General features: G+C 75.6%; 14 protein-coding genes. 9 read left to right on the top strand and 5 right to left on the bottom strand.

The window, feature by feature from the left end:
- Positions 1–19: 19 nt before the first annotated feature.
- The 4 genes from ABZ621_RS23965 to ABZ621_RS23980 form a co-directional block, all read right to left on the bottom strand.
- The gene (locus tag ABZ621_RS23965; protein WP_360607763.1) at positions 20–787 is read right to left on the bottom strand and encodes a transcriptional regulator; all 768 of its coding nucleotides are present in this window, start codon (positions 785–787) and stop codon (positions 20–22) included.
- A complete protein-coding gene (locus ABZ621_RS23970) occupies positions 784–1,191 on the bottom strand; it encodes a hypothetical protein (RefSeq protein ID WP_360607765.1) in 408 nt (135 codons plus the stop codon). Before ABZ621_RS23970 ends, ABZ621_RS23965 begins: the two co-directional genes overlap by 4 nt.
- A gap of 150 nt (positions 1,192–1,341) precedes the next feature.
- Complete coding sequence (locus ABZ621_RS23975; RefSeq protein WP_360607767.1) at positions 1,342–1,818, bottom strand: SRPBCC family protein; 477 nt, start codon at positions 1,816–1,818, stop codon at positions 1,342–1,344.
- 24 nt (positions 1,819–1,842) lie between these two features.
- Positions 1,843–3,180, bottom strand: a complete 1,338-nt coding sequence (locus ABZ621_RS23980) for a diaminopimelate decarboxylase (RefSeq protein ID WP_360607833.1) — start codon at positions 3,178–3,180, stop codon at positions 1,843–1,845.
- A 184-nt stretch (positions 3,181–3,364) separates the two neighbouring features.
- Here ABZ621_RS23980 and hutU point away from each other — a divergent pair, with 184 nt between their 5' ends.
- From hutU to ABZ621_RS24005, 5 genes are all read left to right on the top strand, one after another.
- Positions 3,365–5,041 (top strand): urocanate hydratase, encoded by a 1,677-nt coding sequence (gene hutU, locus ABZ621_RS23985; RefSeq protein WP_360607769.1) that lies wholly within the window; start codon positions 3,365–3,367, stop codon positions 5,039–5,041.
- 17 nt (positions 5,042–5,058) lie between these two features.
- On the top strand, positions 5,059–6,249 hold the full coding sequence (locus tag ABZ621_RS23990; RefSeq protein ID WP_360607835.1) for an allantoate amidohydrolase: 1,191 nt from the start codon (positions 5,059–5,061) through the stop codon (positions 6,247–6,249).
- Positions 6,240–7,601, top strand: coding sequence for a formimidoylglutamate deiminase (locus tag ABZ621_RS23995; protein ID WP_360607771.1), 1,362 nt, complete (start codon positions 6,240–6,242; stop codon positions 7,599–7,601). The genes ABZ621_RS23990 and ABZ621_RS23995 overlap by 10 nt, the downstream gene beginning before the upstream one ends.
- Positions 7,602–7,642: 41 nt before the next feature.
- Positions 7,643–8,812, top strand: coding sequence for an imidazolonepropionase (hutI, locus tag ABZ621_RS24000; protein ID WP_360607773.1), 1,170 nt, complete (start codon positions 7,643–7,645; stop codon positions 8,810–8,812).
- A gap of 85 nt (positions 8,813–8,897) precedes the next feature.
- On the top strand, positions 8,898–9,647 hold the full coding sequence (locus tag ABZ621_RS24005) for a hypothetical protein (RefSeq protein WP_360607775.1): 750 nt from the start codon (positions 8,898–8,900) through the stop codon (positions 9,645–9,647).
- A gap of 3 nt (positions 9,648–9,650) precedes the next feature.
- Here ABZ621_RS24005 and ABZ621_RS24010 read toward each other — a convergent pair whose 3' ends face one another.
- The gene (locus ABZ621_RS24010) at positions 9,651–10,283 is read right to left on the bottom strand and encodes a phosphotransferase (RefSeq protein WP_360607777.1); all 633 of its coding nucleotides are present in this window, start codon (positions 10,281–10,283) and stop codon (positions 9,651–9,653) included.
- A 125-nt stretch (positions 10,284–10,408) separates the two neighbouring features.
- Between ABZ621_RS24010 and ABZ621_RS24015 the strand changes: the two genes are divergently transcribed.
- The 4 genes from ABZ621_RS24015 (at position 10,409) to ABZ621_RS24030 (ending at position 15,624) form a co-directional block, all read left to right on the top strand.
- A complete protein-coding gene (locus ABZ621_RS24015) occupies positions 10,409–11,485 on the top strand; it encodes a GNAT family N-acetyltransferase (protein WP_360607779.1) in 1,077 nt (358 codons plus the stop codon).
- A gap of 63 nt (positions 11,486–11,548) precedes the next feature.
- Complete coding sequence (locus tag ABZ621_RS24020; RefSeq protein WP_360607781.1) at positions 11,549–12,820, top strand: glycosyltransferase family 2 protein; 1,272 nt, start codon at positions 11,549–11,551, stop codon at positions 12,818–12,820.
- Positions 12,817–13,608, top strand: a complete 792-nt coding sequence (locus ABZ621_RS24025) for a polysaccharide deacetylase family protein (RefSeq protein ID WP_360607783.1) — start codon at positions 12,817–12,819, stop codon at positions 13,606–13,608. Before ABZ621_RS24020 ends, ABZ621_RS24025 begins: the two co-directional genes overlap by 4 nt.
- A 54-nt stretch (positions 13,609–13,662) precedes the next feature.
- On the top strand, positions 13,663–15,624 hold the full coding sequence (locus ABZ621_RS24030; RefSeq protein WP_360607785.1) for a hypothetical protein: 1,962 nt from the start codon (positions 13,663–13,665) through the stop codon (positions 15,622–15,624).
- Positions 15,625–15,655 lie beyond the last annotated feature (31 nt).

Consider the following 15,655-nt stretch of genomic DNA (forward strand, 5'->3'; position numbering starts at 1 on the left):
AGGCGCAGAGCACGCCTCATCACAGGTGTGCCTCCAGGGCGTCACGGAGCCGGCGCAGCAGGGCGATGTCGGGGTCGGACACCGGGGGGACCGGCGGGAAGGCCGGGGCGGGCGGTGCGGGGGTGGCGTCGGGGACCGCGTCGAGCGGGGTCTCGACCAGTCCGGCGGCGGCGAGCCTGCGGACGTCGAGGAGGGTGTGGAAGGCGGGGCGGCCGAGCAGCCGGGCCAGCTCGGCGGGGGTGCGGACGCCGTCGGCGGCGGCGAGCAGGGCGCGCCGGCGGGCGCCGACGCCCTGGCCGGGGGCGGCCGGGCGGGGCACGACGGGGGCGGTGTCGACGGAGGCGTAGGGCCAGACGGCGTCGAGGAGCTCGCGGCGGCGCAGCGTCTCGCGCTCGACGGCCTCGGCGGAGACGGGGCGGACGGTGCCGAACCAGTGGCCGACGCCGTACCGGAAGCGGGTGGGGCCGCTGGTGGGGGAGAGGGCGAAGAAGGCGGCGTCGAAGACGGCGCCGAGGTGGCAGATCTCCAGCTCGCCGTCGGCGAGGCGGCCGCTGTCGACGAGGAAGCGGCCGACCGCGCGGTGCGCGCCGGCCCGGTCGACGGCCTCGTCCCAGCCCTCGCGGGGCAGCCGCCCGGCGGTGGTGAGCAGCACGTCCATGCCGGGGGAGGCGGGGCTCTCGGCGTGGACGACGCGGCCGTCGACGAGGTAGAGGGTGCCGTGGTCGCGCAGCAGGGCGCCGGTGGCGCGCTCGGCCGCGAGCCGGACGAGCATGGGGGAGACGCTCATCCGAGGACCAGCCGCTCGGCGAGGTCGCCGAGGCGGATCCGGGCGAGGGCGAGGTTGCCGGTCGCGCGGTCGAGCCAGAGGTGGAGGAAGACGCTGGAGTCGAAGGAGGTCCGGACGAAGCGGAGGACGTGGTAGCCGGCCCGGGTGGTGACGATGAGGTCCTCGACGGGCGGTTCGCCGTCGTCGCCGGCGTCCCCGTCGGCGTCCGCGGCGGCGGTGAAGGAGTCGAACTCGGCGGCGGCGCGGGCGAGTTCCGCGGTCTCGGCGGCCGTCGTCTCGTGGTCCCCGACCGGCGACTCGCCCGCGGTGCCGAGTGCGAGGCCGCTGTTCCAGTCGACCAGCCAGGCGCCGCGCGCGCCCGGCAGGGTCATGGCCTCGGTCAGGCACTCGTCGATTCCGGGCACGCGGGTTCCCCTCCCGATACGGCGTGCGAGCAACGGCAGTGACGGCGACGTTACTGAACGGCGCGTCCCCGGGAGGGGGTTCTGGCATTTTCCATCGGAACATGCCTAGGGACGACCGGAATCGGACGGAGAAGTGTCCGGCGGCGGGGGTCAGTAGCGGGACTCGACCGCCCGCGCGATGTCGTCCAGGTCCTTGGCGAGCGCCTTGGCGACCGCCTTCGCGCCGAAGCGGGCGAGGAGGCGGGCGAGGACGTTCTGCCGGCGGTCGTGCGCGGGGCGGGCGGAGAAGGCCATCCGCAGCACGCTGGCGTCCGGCCCGTCGGCGCGCAGCGAGAGCTCGGAGACGTAGTGCATGCCGTGCGAGTCGGCCACCGTCACGTACCGGTCGGGCGGCTCGCACGCGGTCACGGTCATCTCCTCCGTGGCCTCCTTGCCGAGCATCTTCCGGGTCTCCCGCCAGCGGGTGCCCACGCCGAAGGCGCCCTCGGTGAGCACCTCGACGCGCTGGACGCCGGACAGGACCCGGGGCAGGTCGGGCAGGTCGGTGATCGACTCCCAGACGCGGCCGGGCGAGGCCGCGACCCGGCGCTCCACGACAACGTTTGTGGTGGTGGTCATGGCTCCCATCGAAGGGGTTTCCCGGGGGCTCCGCTACCGGACGAGCGCGTCCGCGTGCCCGCCGCCGGCCTCGGCGACGAGCTCTTCCGGGGTCTGCGCCGGGCGGACGAGGGCGAAGGCGACCGTGCCGTCCCCGGCGCCGTCCCCGGTGACCGTGAAGCCGTGGACGGCGGGGCGGGGGAGGCTGTTGTAGGCGTAGTGGTGGGCGAAGGCGTACGCGCCGGTGTCCGGGACGGCGACCACGTCGCCCGGGTGGAGCAGCGGCAGCGCGCGGCCGGCGGCGAGGAGGTCGCCGGCGAAGCAGGCGGGGCCCGCCACGTCCTGGACGGTGGTCCCGCCGGTGCGGGGACGGCCCTCGGGGTCGTACGCGAGGATCCGCAGCGGCCAGGCCTCGGGGGCGTACACCGTGCGGGTGGCGAGCTGCACGCCGGCGTGGGTGACGGCGATCGGGCGGCCGCCGGAGGTCTTGGTGTACTCGACGCGGGTGAGGACCGTGCCGTGCTTGGCGAGCAGCGAGCGCCCGAACTCGGTGACGAGGCGGTAGCGCCCGTCGAGGAGGCCGGGGACGGTGCCGGCGAGCAGCCGGGCGTAGTCGGCGTAGGTGGGGGTCTCCTCGTCGGAGGCGAAGTTCACCGGCAGTCCGCCGCCGATGTCGAGGGTGTCGATCTGCGGGCGGCCCGCCTTGGTGTTGATCTCCTCGGCCAGCTCGTACGCGGCCCGGACGCCTTCCGCCATCAGGGTGAGCGGGACCCCCTGGGACCCGGTGTGGGTGTGCAGCCGGGTGAGCCAGGGCCGGTCGAGGTACGCCTGGACGACGGCCTCGCGGGCGCCATCGTCGCGCAGCGCGACGCCGAACTTGGAGGTGGCGGTGGCGGTGGACAGGGCGCCGATGGCCCCGGCGCCGACCTGGGGGTTGACCCGCAGCCCGAGCGGCGAGGCGGTGGGGGTGGAGGCGACGAGGGCGTCGATCCTGGCCAGTTCCTGGAGGTTGTCGGCGTTGACGGCGATTCCGAGGGCGAGCGCCTCGCGGAGTTCTGCGGGCGTCTTCGCGGGCGAGTCGAGGACGGTGCGGGACGGGGGCACCCCGGCGGCCCGCGCGAGCGCCAGCTCTCCCGGGCTCGCCACCTCCGCCCCGATCCCCGCCTCGGCGAGCAGCCGCAGCACGGGCACGAGCGGCGCCGCCTTCACGGCGAAGGCGTGCAGCACCCCGGCCTGGGTGACGGCGGCGAAGGCGCTGGTCAGCGCGGCGGCGGAGGCGCGGATGCCGGCGGTGTCGAGGAGGGCGACGACGGGTGATCCGGGCGTGAGCAGTCCCTGGGCGACGGCGGCCCGGACGGCGAGATCGCGACGAGGGGAGGCCATGCCCCCCATCCTGGCGCGCCCGACGCCGGGCGTCACGGGGGCGTGCGCGGGGGGCGTGGGAGCGGGCGGGGGCGCGGGTGCGGACGCGGGCGCGGATGCGGCCGGGGCGGGCTCGTGCGCCGCGCCCTGTTGACTACTTCTATTCATCAAGTCAGGATGTGAATATCTGAACGACATTCGAGGAGGCATCGCCATGTCAGGACCCCGCCCCGTTCGGGCCCCGCGCGGTACGGAACTCAGCGCCCTGGGATGGCAGCAGGAAGCCGCCCTGCGGATGCTGCAGAACAACCTGGACCCCGAGGTCGCCGAGCACCCCGACAAGCTCGTCGTCTACGGCGGCACCGGCAAGGCCGCGCGCGACTGGCGCTCCTTCGACGCCATGGTCCGCACGCTGAGGACCCTCAAGCAGGACGAGACCATGCTGGTCCAGTCCGGCCGCCCCGTCGGCGTCATGCAGACCCACGAGTGGGCGCCGCGCGTCCTCATCGCCAACTCCAACCTGGTCGGCGACTGGGCCAACTGGGAGGAGTTCCGGCGCCTGGAGGCCCTCGGCCTCACCATGTACGGCCAGATGACGGCCGGCTCCTGGATCTACATCGGCACCCAGGGCATCCTCCAGGGCACGTACGAGACCTTCGCCGCCGTCGCCGCCAAGAAGTTCGGCGGCACGCTGGCCGGGACCATCACCCTCACCGCCGGCCTCGGCGGCATGGGCGGCGCCCAGCCGCTCGCCGTGACGATGAACGACGGCGTCGCGATCTGCGTCGACGTCGACCCGCGCGCCATCGAGCGCCGCATCGAGCACCGCTACCTGGACGTGAAGGCCGACAGCCTCGCCCACGCCCTCCAGCTCGCCGTCGAGGCCCGCGACGCCCGCCGTCCGCTCTCCATCGGCCTCCTCGGCAACGCCGCCGAGCTGCTGCCGCAGATGCTCGCCGAGGGCGCGCCCATCGACATCGTGACGGACCAGACCTCCGCCCACGACCCGCTGTCGTACCTGCCGGTCGGCGTCGCCTTCGAGGACATGGCCGACGCCGCCGCCAAGGACCCGGCCGGCTTCACCGCCCGCTCCCGCGAGTCCATGGCCAAGCACGTCGAGGCCATGGTCGGCTTCATGGACGCCGGCGCCGAGGTCTTCGACTACGGCAACTCGATCCGCGGCGAGGCCCAGCTGGCCGGCTACGACCGCGCGTTCGCGTTCCCCGGCTTCGTCCCGGCGTACATCCGCCCCCTCTTCTGCGAGGGCAAGGGCCCCTTCCGCTGGGCCGCCCTCTCCGGCGAGGCGTCCGACATCCACAAGACGGACAAGGCGATCCTCGACCTCTTCCCGGAGAACGAGTCCCTGCACCGCTGGATCAAGATGGCCGGCGAGCGCGTCCACTTCCAGGGCCTCCCCGCCCGCATCTGCTGGCTCGGCCAGGGCGAGCGCGACAAGGCCGGCGCCATGTTCAACGACATGGTCGCCGACGGCACCCTCGCCGCCCCCCTCGCCATCGGCCGCGACCACCTCGACTGCGGCTCCGTCGCCTCCCCGTACCGCGAGACCGAGGCCATGCTCGACGGCTCCGACGCCATCGCCGACTGGCCGCTGCTCAACGCCATGGTCAACGTCGCCTCCGGCGCCTCCTGGGTCTCCCTCCACCACGGCGGCGGCGTCGGCATGGGCCGCTCCATCCACGCCGGCCAGGTCTCCGTCGCCGACGGCACCAAGCTCGCCGGCGAGAAGATCCGCCGCGTGCTCACCAACGACCCCGGCATGGGCGTCATCCGCCACGTCGACGCCGGCTACGACATCGCCGAGCGGGTCGCCGACGAGAAGGGCGTGCGCATCCCGATGCGCGAGGGCTCCGGCGACGAGGCCTCCGCGTGAGCGACAGCTTCCACGCCATGTGGCGGTCGCTGCGGCCCCTCGGCCGCAGCGCCGCCTCCGGTGGCTACCGCCGCTACGCCTGGACCGGGGCCGACGCCGACTGCCGGCTCTGGTTCCGGATGCAGGCCGAGGCCCGCCGCCTCGACGTCGAGACCGACCGCAACGGCAACCAGTGGGCCTGGCTCGGCGACCCCACCGCGGGCGACGCCGTCGTCACCGGCTCCCACCTGGACTCCGTCCCCGACGGCGGCGCCTTCGACGGCCCCCTCGGCGTCGTCTCCGCCTTCGCCGCCCTCGACGAACTCCGCTCCCGCGGCGTCTCGTTCCGCCGCCCCCTCGCCATCGTCAACTTCGGTGACGAGGAGGGCGCCCGCTTCGGCCTCGCCTGCGTCGGCTCCCGCCTCACCTCCGGTCAGCTGACCAAGGAGAAGGCGTACGAACTCCGCGACGCCGACGGCATCACCCTGCCGCAGGCCATGGAGGCCGCCGGCCACGACCCCGAGACGATCGGCGAGGACCGCGAACGCCTCGACCGCATCGGCGCGTTCGTCGAACTCCACGTCGAGCAGGGCCGCGCCCTCGACCTGTCCGGCGACGCCGTCGGCGTCGCCTCCACCATCTGGCCGCACGGCCGCTGGCGGTACGACTTCCACGGCGAGGCCAACCACGCCGGCACCACCCGGCTCGTGGACCGGCGCGACCCCATGCTCACCTACGCCGAGACCGTCCTCGCCGCCCGCCGCGAGGCCGAACTCGCGGGCGCCGTCGCCACCTTCGGCAAGATCTCCGTCGAGCCCAACGGCGTCAACGCGATCCCGTCCCTCGTCCGCGGCTGGCTCGACGCCCGCGCCGCGGACCAGGAGGCGCTCGACGCGGTGATCGCCGGGATCGAGACGGCGGCCCGGGACAAGGCGGCCGCGCACGGCATCGACCTGGCCGTCGTCCGCGAGTCCTTCACCCCGGTCGTCGAGTTCCGGCACGCCCTGCGCGACGAGCTGGTGCGCCTCCTCGGCGGGAAGACCCCCGTCCTCGGCACGGGCGCGGGACACGACGCCGGAATCCTCTCCGCCGCGGTCCCGACCGCCATGCTGTTCGTACGGAACCCCACGGGCGTCTCGCACTCCCCGGCCGAGTTCGCGGCCGAGGACGACTGCGTCGTGGGCGTCCGCGCACTCGCCGACGCACTGGAGGGCCTCGCGTGCACATGACGACGTACTGGCTGGAACACGCCTGGCTCGGCACCTACGCCGAGCCGGGCGTCGCCCTGACGGTGTCCACCGGCGACTCCGTCGCGGGGACCGACGGCCGCATCACCGCCGTGCGCACCGGCGTGGACACCCCGCCGCCCGGCGCGACCGTCCTGCGCGGCTTCACCGTCCCCGGTCTGGCCAACGCCCACAGCCACGCCTTCCACCGGGCCCTGCGCGGCACCGTGCAGGTCGGCTCAGGCACCTTCTGGACCTGGCGCGAGGTCATGTACACCGTCGCCCAGCGCCTCACCCCCGACTCGTACTTCGCCCTCGCCCGGGCCGTGTACGCCGAGATGGCGCTGGCCGGCATCACGGCGGTGGGGGAGTTCCACTACCTCCACCACGCCCCCGGCGGCACCCCCTACGCCGACCCCAACGCCATGGGCGAGGCCCTGATCGCGGCCGCCGCGGAGGCGGGCATCCGCATCACCCTCCTCGACACCGCCTACCTCTCCTCCGGCTTCGGCGCCGCCCCCGAGCGCCACCAGCTCCGCTTCACCGACGGCACGGCCGAGCGGTGGGCCGAGCGGGCGAGCGCCCTGAAGGACCGGGACGGCGTACGGATCGGGGCGGCGATCCACTCCGTCCGCGCCGTCCCCGCCGGGCAGCTCTCCACCGTCGCCCGCTGGGCCGAGGAGCGTCGGGCCCCGCTCCACGTCCACCTCTCCGAGCAGACCGCCGAGAACGAGGCCTGCCATGCCGCCCACGGCGTCACCCCGACCCGGCTCCTCGCCGACCACGGCGTCCTCGGCCCCCGGACGACCGGCGTCCACAACACCCACATGACGGACGCCGACATCGCCCTCGTCGGCTCCACCGCCACCGGCACGTGCATGTGCCCCACGACGGAACGCGACCTCGCCGACGGCATCGGCCCCGCCGTCGCCCTCCAGAAGGCCGGCTCCCCGCTCTCCCTCGGCAGCGACAGCCACGCCGTCGTCGACCTCCTCGAAGAGGCCCGCGCGATGGAGCTGAACGAGCGCCTCCGGACGAACGTCCGGGGCCACTGGACGGCCGCCGCCCTCCTCCGCGCGGCGACCGCCGACGGCCACGCGGCCCTCGGCTGGACCGACGCCGGCACCCTGGAAGCGGGCGCCCTCGCCGACTTCACGACGATCGCCCTCGACACCGTCCGCACGGCCGGCCCCGTCCCCCGCCTCGCCCCCGAGACGGCCGTCTTCGCGGCGACGGCGGCCGACGTCCGCCACGTGGTCGTCGGCGGCCGGAGGATCGTCCAGGACGGCGCGCACGTCTCCGTACCGGACCCGGCCCGGGCCCTGGCGGACTCGATCGCCGCGCTGAGGGACTGACACCCGCCCGCACCCACCCGCCCGCCCCACCGGAGAGCACCTTGACGACCACGGTCATCACGAACATCCGCAGCCTGGTCACCAACGACCCGGACCTCGGCGAAGGCCCCCTCGGCCTCGTCGGGGACGCCGCCCTCGTGCTGGACGGCGACCGGGTCGCCTGGGCGGGCCCGGCGGTGCGGGCCCCCGCCGCGGACCGGCGGGTCGACGCGGCGGGGCGCGCCGTCCTCCCCGGCTTCGTCGACTCCCACTCCCACCTCGTCTTCGCGGGCGACCGCACCGCCGAGTTCAACGCCCGCATGTCCGGACAGCCGTACAAGGCGGGCGGCATCCGCACCACGGTCGCGGCCACCCGCGCCGCCACCGACGCCGAACTGTCCGCGAACGTCGCCCGCTACCTCCGCGAGGCCCTGCGCCAGGGCACCACCACCTTCGAGACGAAGTCCGGCTACGGCCTCACCGTCGAGGACGAGGCCCGGGCGCTGCGCATCGCGGCGGAGCACACCGACGAGGTCACCTACCTCGGCGCGCACATCGTGTCCCCCGACTACGCCGACGACCCGGCGGCCTACGTCGACCTGGTCACCGGCCCGATGCTGGACGCCTGCGCGCCGTACGCCCGCTGGGTCGACGTCTTCTGCGAGAAGGGCGCCTTCGACGGCGACCAGGCCCGCGCGATCCTCACCGCCGGCCAGGCGAAGGGCCTCCAGGCCCGCGTGCACGCCAACCAGCTCTCGTACGGCCCCGGCGTGCAGCTCGCGGTGGAGCTGGACGCGGCGAGCGCCGACCACTGCACCCACCTCACGGACGCCGACGTCGACGCGCTGGCCTCCGGGAACACGGTCGCCACACTGCTCCCGGGCGCGGAGTTCTCGACGCGCGCCGCGTGGCCGGACGCCCGCCGCCTGCTCGACGCGGGCGTGACGATCGCCCTCTCCACGGACTGCAACCCGGGCTCCTCCTTCACCTCCTCGATGCCGTTCTGCGTCGCGCTCGCGGTCCGGGACATGCGGATGACCCCCGACGAGGCGATCTGGTCCGCGACGGCCGGCGGCGCCGCCGCCCTGCGCCGCACGGACGCGGGCCGTCTGGCGCCCGGCGCCCGCGCCGACCTCACCGTCCTCGACGCCCCCTCCCACGTCCACCTCGCCTACCGGCCCGGCGTCCCGCTGGTCGCGGAGGTCTGGCGGGCCGGCGTGCGCGTCGTCTGACGCACGGACAACTCAGGTGGCGCGCCAGGCGCGTTGAGTAGCGGTACTCATGTGGGCGGTTCGGGCCCGCCCGCATGATTCCGGCATGACCACGTCGAAGCGCCTCCTCCGCACCCTCGCCCTGACCGCCACCGCCCTCGGCGCCCTGACCCTCACCGCCTGCGGCACGCAGGGCGCCGCGGGCAAGCCCGCCGCCACGGCGGCCCCCGCGGCGGCCCCCGCGGCCGTTACCGCGAGCCCGTCCCCGCGGATGCTCTCCGGGAAGGAGCTGGAGAGACACCCGGACCCGACCGTGCGGGCCCAGGCGATCGCCCTCGGCATCGCGAACACCTGCGCCCCGGGCTCCATGATCGAGCTGCCCCCGCTGCCGGCGGTGAGCAACCTCGCGGAGACGGTGCCGGGGATGCCGGCCGACGCCCCGCCCCCGGTCCCCGCCGAGCCCCCGGTCCCCGCCGAGCTGCCCTCCGACCTGCCGCCGGCGCCCGGCCCCGAGGCCACCGTCTCCTACGACGAGGTGCCCCTGGACAAGGTCGACCGGTGCGCCGCCGACGCGCACGCCGACCGCGTCCGCGCCGCCTTCGCCGCCGGCGCCCCGGCCGACGAGGCCGCGCTGCGGAAGGCGCTGGCCGGCGCCGACTACCTGCCGGAGAGCGTCCACCGGATGCCCGGCGACGGCGCCCTCCGGGTCCGGATCGACCTCCGTGACCTCTCGCCGAACGACAACCTGGCCCTGGAGGTCACCGCCACCGCCACCGGCGTGCGCGTCGACGCCTTCGGCGCCCCGATCGCGGGCGACCCGGCGATCACCGGGATCCGCCGTGCGCGGGCGTCCTGACCGTCACCCGGTCAGCGACCGCACCAGCTCCTCCGCCGCGCCGAGCGCGCCGACCTCCGCCGCCGTCAGGTTCGGGTCGGCGGCCCGGCGCGACCGCGCCTCCGCCAGCAGCAGCGGCCCGGGCGAGGCCGCGAGCAGAGCGGCGAGGCCCGCCCGGGCGCCGGGGGCGTACGGGGCGGGCGAGACCGCGACCTCGGCGAGGATCAGCGCCGACATCGCGCGGTCGAGCCCCGGCTCCGCGCCCTCCTCCGCCGTGCGCCAGTCGATGACCACCGGACCCCGGTCCTCGGCCAGCACCACGTTCCCCGGGTGCAGGTCCAGGTGGACCACCCGGCCCGGCAGCGCGTGCAGCCGGTCCAGCAGGCCGGCGAGCAGCGCCCCGGCCGCCTCGGGTTCGTACGCCCCCGCCAGCAGCCCGTCCATCAGCGAAGGGCCGCGCAGCCGCTCCATGACCAGGTCGGGCCCGGCCGCCCCGCGGACCGCCGGGACGGGGTAGCCCGCCTCCGCGAGCCGGACCATCAGCGCCGCCTCGCGGGCGGTGTCCCCGCCGTCGCGGTAGCGGCGCAGCACCCAGCCCCCGTCGTCCGTCGCGTACACGTCGGCCGTGCGGCCCCGCCCCAGCGGTATCCCGGTCACCCTCGTCCCCCTCCGTGATCGAAACGCCGAGTATGCCTGCCGGGGAACGGTTCGGACCGGTACCGTCCTGTCCTGGCAGTGCTCAGGGGGATGACCGGGGGGTCGGCTAGGTGAGTGCTTGGCGTGTGGGGACCGTGCGGCCGGAGGAGCTGGGCGCGCGGGAGATCGAGGCGTGGCGTGAACTGAGGGCCAAGTCCGGGGCGCCCGCGAACCCCTTCATGGAGCCGGAGTTCACCCTCGCCGTCGGGGCCGTCCGGCCCCGGTCGCGGGTCGCCGTGTGGTGGGAGGACGGCGAGCCCGTCGGATTCTTCCCGTACGAGAAGGGGCCGTTGGGGCGCGGGCGGGCCATCGGCTTCGGCGTCTCCGACAGCCAGGGCGGCGTCTTCCGGCCCGGACTGCGGCCCGGCACCGAGGCGTTGCTGCGGGCCTGCGGGCTCGTCTTCTGGGAGTACGACAACCTGGAGACCGGGCAGCCCGTCTTCGAGGGCGCCGCCGACGAGTCCTTCGCCTCCCCCGTCATCGACGTCGGCGAGGGGTACGCGGCGTACGAGGCGCTGCTGCGCGTCCAGTCGCCGAAGTTCCTGAAGACCACCCTCGCCAAGGAGCGCAGGCTCGCCCGGCAGGCCGACGGCGAGGTCCGCTTCGTCTTCGACGAGCGAGACCCGGCCGCCCTGCGGACCCTCATGGAGTGGAAGTCCGCGCAGTACCGCCGCACCGGCCGGGGCGACCGCTTCGCACAGGAGTGGATCAGCGCCCTCGTCCGCCGCCTCCACGCGCGGCGCGCGCCCGGCTGCTCCGGCGTCCTGTCCGTGCTCTACGTCGGCGACCGCCCGGTCGCCGCGCACTTCGGGCTCCGCTCCGCGACCGTCCTGTCGTGCTGGTTCCCCGCGTACGACCCCGAGTTCGCCAAGTACTCCCCGGGCCTCGTCCTCCACCTGAGGATGGCGGAGGGCGCGGCGGCCGCCGGGATCGGGATGCTCGACCTCGGGCGGGGAGCCGCCGAGTACAAGGACTCCCTGAAGACCGGCGAGCTCACCGTGTACGAGGGCGCCGTCACCCGCCCCGACCCGCGCACCGCCCTCCACTGGCTGCGCCGCGAGCCGGTCCGCGCGGCCCACGCCTACGTCCGCTCCCGCCCCGAACTGGCCGCCCGCGCCCGCGAGGCCCTGAACACCCTCGCCCGCCTCAAGGGCGACCGCTAGCCGCGCGGCGGCACCGACGGCCCGCACCCGGCCTCGAACCCGTACGTCCCTGGGGGATCCCCGTTGAACCAGCAACCCGCCATATCGGTCGCCGAGTTGGACCTCGGTGCGGCAGGACCGCGACTCCGCCCCGCCCCCGGCGCCGCCGAGGTCGCCCCCGGCGACGTCTACGCCCTCGTCCGCGTCGACGGCCGCCCCGCCGCCACCGTCCTCGGCCGCTACGAGGAGGGCGAGGACCCCGCCGAGGTCCTCGCCGCACTCGCCGCGAAGCGGCTGGCCGACGCCGCCACGCCCCGCACGGACGCGGAGCGGCGCGCGGCGGAAGGCGCGCCGGAGGCCGCCGCCGCCCCGCCCCGCGCCTCCGTCGTCGTCGCCACCCGCGAACGCCCCGGCTCCCTCGCCCGCGCCCTCGACTCCCTCCTGGCGCAGGACCACCCCGACCACGAGCTGATCGTCGTCGACAACGCCCCCCGCACCTCCGCCACCCACGACCTGGTCCGGCGGACGTACGCCGGCCGGGTCCGCTACGTCCGCGAGGACCGGCCCGGTCTGGCCGCCGCCCACAACGCCGGGGTCGCCGCGGCCGGCGGCGAGGTGCTCGCCTTCACCGACGACGACGTGATCGCCGATCCGCACTGGCTGACCGCGCTCGCCGCGCCCTTCGCCGCCGACCCCGGGCTCGGCTGCGTCACCGGCCTGATCCTGCCCGCCCGGCTCGCCACCCCCGCGCAGATCCTCCTCGAATCGCACGGCGGCTTCGCCAAGGGCTTCGCGCCCCGCCTCTACGACCCGGCCCGCCCGCCCGCCGACGAACCGCTCTTCCCCTTCACCGCCGGCAGCTTCGGTTCCGGCGCCAACATGGCCTTCCGGGCCTCCGCGCTGCGCCGCGCGGGCGGCTTCGACCCGGCGACCGGCACCGGGACGGCCGCGCGGGGCGGCGACGACCTGTACGCCTTCGTCGCCGTCCTCGCCGCCGGGCACCGGCTCCGGTACGCGCCCGGCGCGCTCGTCTGGCACCACCACCGCGAGACCTGGCAGGACCTGGAGAACCAGGCGTACGGCTACGGCGCCGGCCTCACCGCGTACCTCACCGCCACGATGGTCCGCCGCCCCGCCCTGCTGCCCGCCCTCCTGGCCCGGCTCCCGCGCGGCCTCGCGCACGCCCGGACGATGACCGCCGAACGCGGCGGCTCCCAGGGCGGCGGGGTCCCCGGCGAGCACGGCACCCGGCACCACCCGTGGCCCGCGTCCCTCTCCCGCCTGGAGCGGCGCGGCATGCTCTACGGCCCGCTGGGCTACCTCAGGGCGCGCCTCTCCCGGGGGGCCGGCCGATGACCCGCGTCCCCGTCCTCCTCTACCACCCGGTGATGGACGATCCGCCGTCCTGGATCGCCGAATTCACCGTCACGCCACGGCAGTTCGCCTCCCATCTCGACGCGATCGCCGCCGCCGGCCGGACCCCGCTCACCGTCGGCGGGCTCGTCGGACACCTCGCCGCCGGCACCCCGCTGCCGCCCCGGCCCGTCGTCCTCACCTTCGACGACGGCTTCGCCGACCTCGCCGGTCCCACCGCCGAGGCGCTCGCCGCCCGCGCGCTGCCGGCCACCGCGTACCTCACCACCGGCGCCCTCGCCCCCGGCCGGCCGTGCCTCCTGCCGCCCGCGCCGATGATGACGCTGGCGCAGGCGCCGCGCCTGGAGGAGTACGGGATGGAGGTCGGCGGCCACACCGTCAGCCACCCCCAGCTCGACACCCTCCGGCCGGCCGCGCTCCGCCGCGAACTGCGCGACTCCAAGGCCGAACTGGAGGACGTCCTCGGCCACGAGGTCCGCCACCTCGCCTACCCGCACGGCTACAACAGCCCCGCCGTCCGCCGCGCCGCCGAGGCCGCCGGATACGCCTCCGCCGTCGCCGTCCGGCACGCCCTCAGCTCCGCGTCCGACGAACTCTTCCGGATCGCCCGGCTCATCGTCCGCCGCGACCACACCGCCGCCGACGTGGAGGCCTGGATGGACGGCCGCGGCGCCCGCGTCGCCCCGTACCCCGACTCCCTCCCCACCCTCGGCTGGCGCCTCTACCGCCGGACCCGCGCCCTGGTGAAGGGACCCGAGTTCGCGGGCTGAGGCGACCCGGCAGGACCGACCGAGACCGACCACCCCGTACAGGGAGAAGAGTTCGTGCAGAAGCAGGAGCAGGGACAGGCGCAAGGGCAGGCGCGGGAACAGGCACAGGACCGGCCGGGGACGGTGACCGACGGAGCCGTACCCGCGCAGCCGGACGGCCCGCACGAGGCGAAGCCGCCCACCGCGCCGCCCACCGCACCGGCCGCCGCGCCGGACGCCGCACCCGCCGCCCGGCGGCCGCGCGCGCCGCTCGTCCTCGCCCTCGCCCCGCTCCTCCTCGCCGCCGCGCTCTGGCTCTGGGCACTGCCGCGCGTCGACTTCCGGCACATCGACGAGTTCGGCCTGCTCGACCGCTTCCCCGTCACCTTCTACGCCGCCCTCGCCGTCCTCACCCTCGGTTTCGTCCTCAGCCTCCGCCGGGCCGGCACCGCCCCCGCCTGGCCCGCCGTCTACAGCGTCGCGATGCTCGTCGCCCTGAAGGCGCCGCCCGCGGTCCTCTACGAGACCGTCCGCTACGCCTGGGCGTCCAAGCACGACGCGATCATCACCCGGCTGCTCGCCGAGGGCACCGTCCACCCCGGCACCGAACTCTCCGGCGGCATGTCCGCCTACGACCAGTGGCCCGGCTTCTTCGCGCTTGACGCGGCGCTCGTCCGCGCCTTCGGCGTCGAGGGTGCCGCCTCCTTCATCAACTGGGCGCCGGTCGCGCTCGGGCTGCTCACCCTGCCCGTCCTCGTCCTCGTCTACCGGACCTTCACCGACGACTGGCGGCTGGTGTGGGCGGCGGTGTGGATCTTCCAGCTGGCCAACTGGGTCGGCCAGGACTACCTCTCCCCGCAGGGCTTCTCGTACCTGCTGTACCTCACCGTCCTCGCCGTCGTCGTCCGACGCTTCGTGCGGCCCGGGTCCGCCGGCCGGCTGCGGGACCGGGCCGTCCTCGACCCGGCGGCCGCCGCCGTCCCGCCGGCCACGACCGTCCGGCAGCGGGCCGTCACGGTCCTCCTCCTCGTCCCCGTCGTCGCCGCCGTCAACGCCGCCCACCAGCTCACCCCGCTGATGCTGTGCGTGACCCTCGCGGCGCTCTGCCTCACCCGCCGCCACCGCAACCTCGGGCTGCTCGCCACGGCCGCCGTCCTCATGCTCGCCTGGTACCTGACCATGGGCCGGGAGCTGTTCCTCGACACCCTCTCCACCCTCGGCGAGAAGCTGGGGAACCTGCTCGCCAACTCCCGGCCCGGCTTCGCCGGCGAACCCACCGGACCCGGCCCCGAGCTGGTCGGCAGCGCCAACGTCCTGATGGTCCTCGCCCTCGGCGGGCTCGCCGTCACCGCCGTCCTGCTCCGCCGCAGGCTCGCCCGCAGCGCCCTGCCGCTGATTCTCGCCGCCGCCGCGCCCGTCCCGCTGGTCCTGGTCAACGACTACGGCGGCGAGATGATCTTCCGCGTCTACCTCTTCGGCCTGCCCGGCGCGGCGTTCTTCGCCGCCGCCGCGCTGGTCCCCGCCGCCGGCGCGGCGAGCCGGGGCGCGACCGCCGCCCGCCGGGCCGCGACCGTCGCGCTGCCGCTCGCCCTCCTCGCCATGCTCGCCGGCTTCCTGCCCTCGTACTACGGCAAGGAAGGCATGCACTACGCCCAGCCCGGAGAGACCGCGCTGACCCGACGGGCCCTCGACCACGCCCCCGAGGGGGCGCTGATCCTCGCCGCCACGGGCGCCTTCTCCGACGCCTACTACCGCTACGACCGGTACGAGCGCTGGTTCTTCACCGAGCAGGAGGTCGACGAGAACCTCCGGATGCTCAAGGACCCGGCCGGCTACCTCGCCGGCGGCATCCCGGCCGGCCGGCCCGCCTACGTGATCCTCACCCCCACCCAGGCCGAGGCCGTCATCGGCGAGGGCTACCTCCCGCCCGGCGGCTTCGACGCCCTCGTCGCCGCCCTGAAGGCGTCCCCGCTCTTCGGGGTGGTGGAGGAGAGCCGGTACGGGATCGTGCTCCGCTACGAGCCCACCACCGGCTGAACCCTTCCGCCCCTCCACCGACCCGACCGAA

Origin of the sequence: Streptomyces sp. NPDC007863 (genome assembly GCF_040633895.1) — a bacterium.
Taxonomy (GTDB): Bacteria; Actinomycetota; Actinomycetes; order Streptomycetales; family Streptomycetaceae; genus Streptomyces.

Bases quoted from the DNA above. Each gene is read 5' to 3' on its own strand.
- ABZ621_RS23975 (WP_360607767.1), bottom strand. From the start codon at position 1,818: ATGGGAGCCATGACCACCACCACAAACGTTGTCGTGGAGCGCCGGGTC.
- hutU (WP_360607769.1), top strand. From the start codon at position 3,365: ATGTCAGGACCCCGCCCCGTTCGGGCCCCGCGCGGTACGGAACTCAGC.
- ABZ621_RS24025 (WP_360607783.1), top strand. From the start codon at position 12,817: ATGACCCGCGTCCCCGTCCTCCTCTACCACCCGGTGATGGACGATCCG.
- ABZ621_RS23980 (WP_360607833.1), bottom strand. From the start codon at position 3,180: ATGGGGGGCATGGCCTCCCCTCGTCGCGATCTCGCCGTCCGGGCCGCC.
- ABZ621_RS24005 (WP_360607775.1), top strand. From the start codon at position 8,898: ATGACCACGTCGAAGCGCCTCCTCCGCACCCTCGCCCTGACCGCCACC.
- ABZ621_RS23965 (WP_360607763.1), bottom strand. From the start codon at position 787: ATGAGCGTCTCCCCCATGCTCGTCCGGCTCGCGGCCGAGCGCGCCACC.
- ABZ621_RS23990 (WP_360607835.1), top strand. From the start codon at position 5,059: ATGTGGCGGTCGCTGCGGCCCCTCGGCCGCAGCGCCGCCTCCGGTGGC.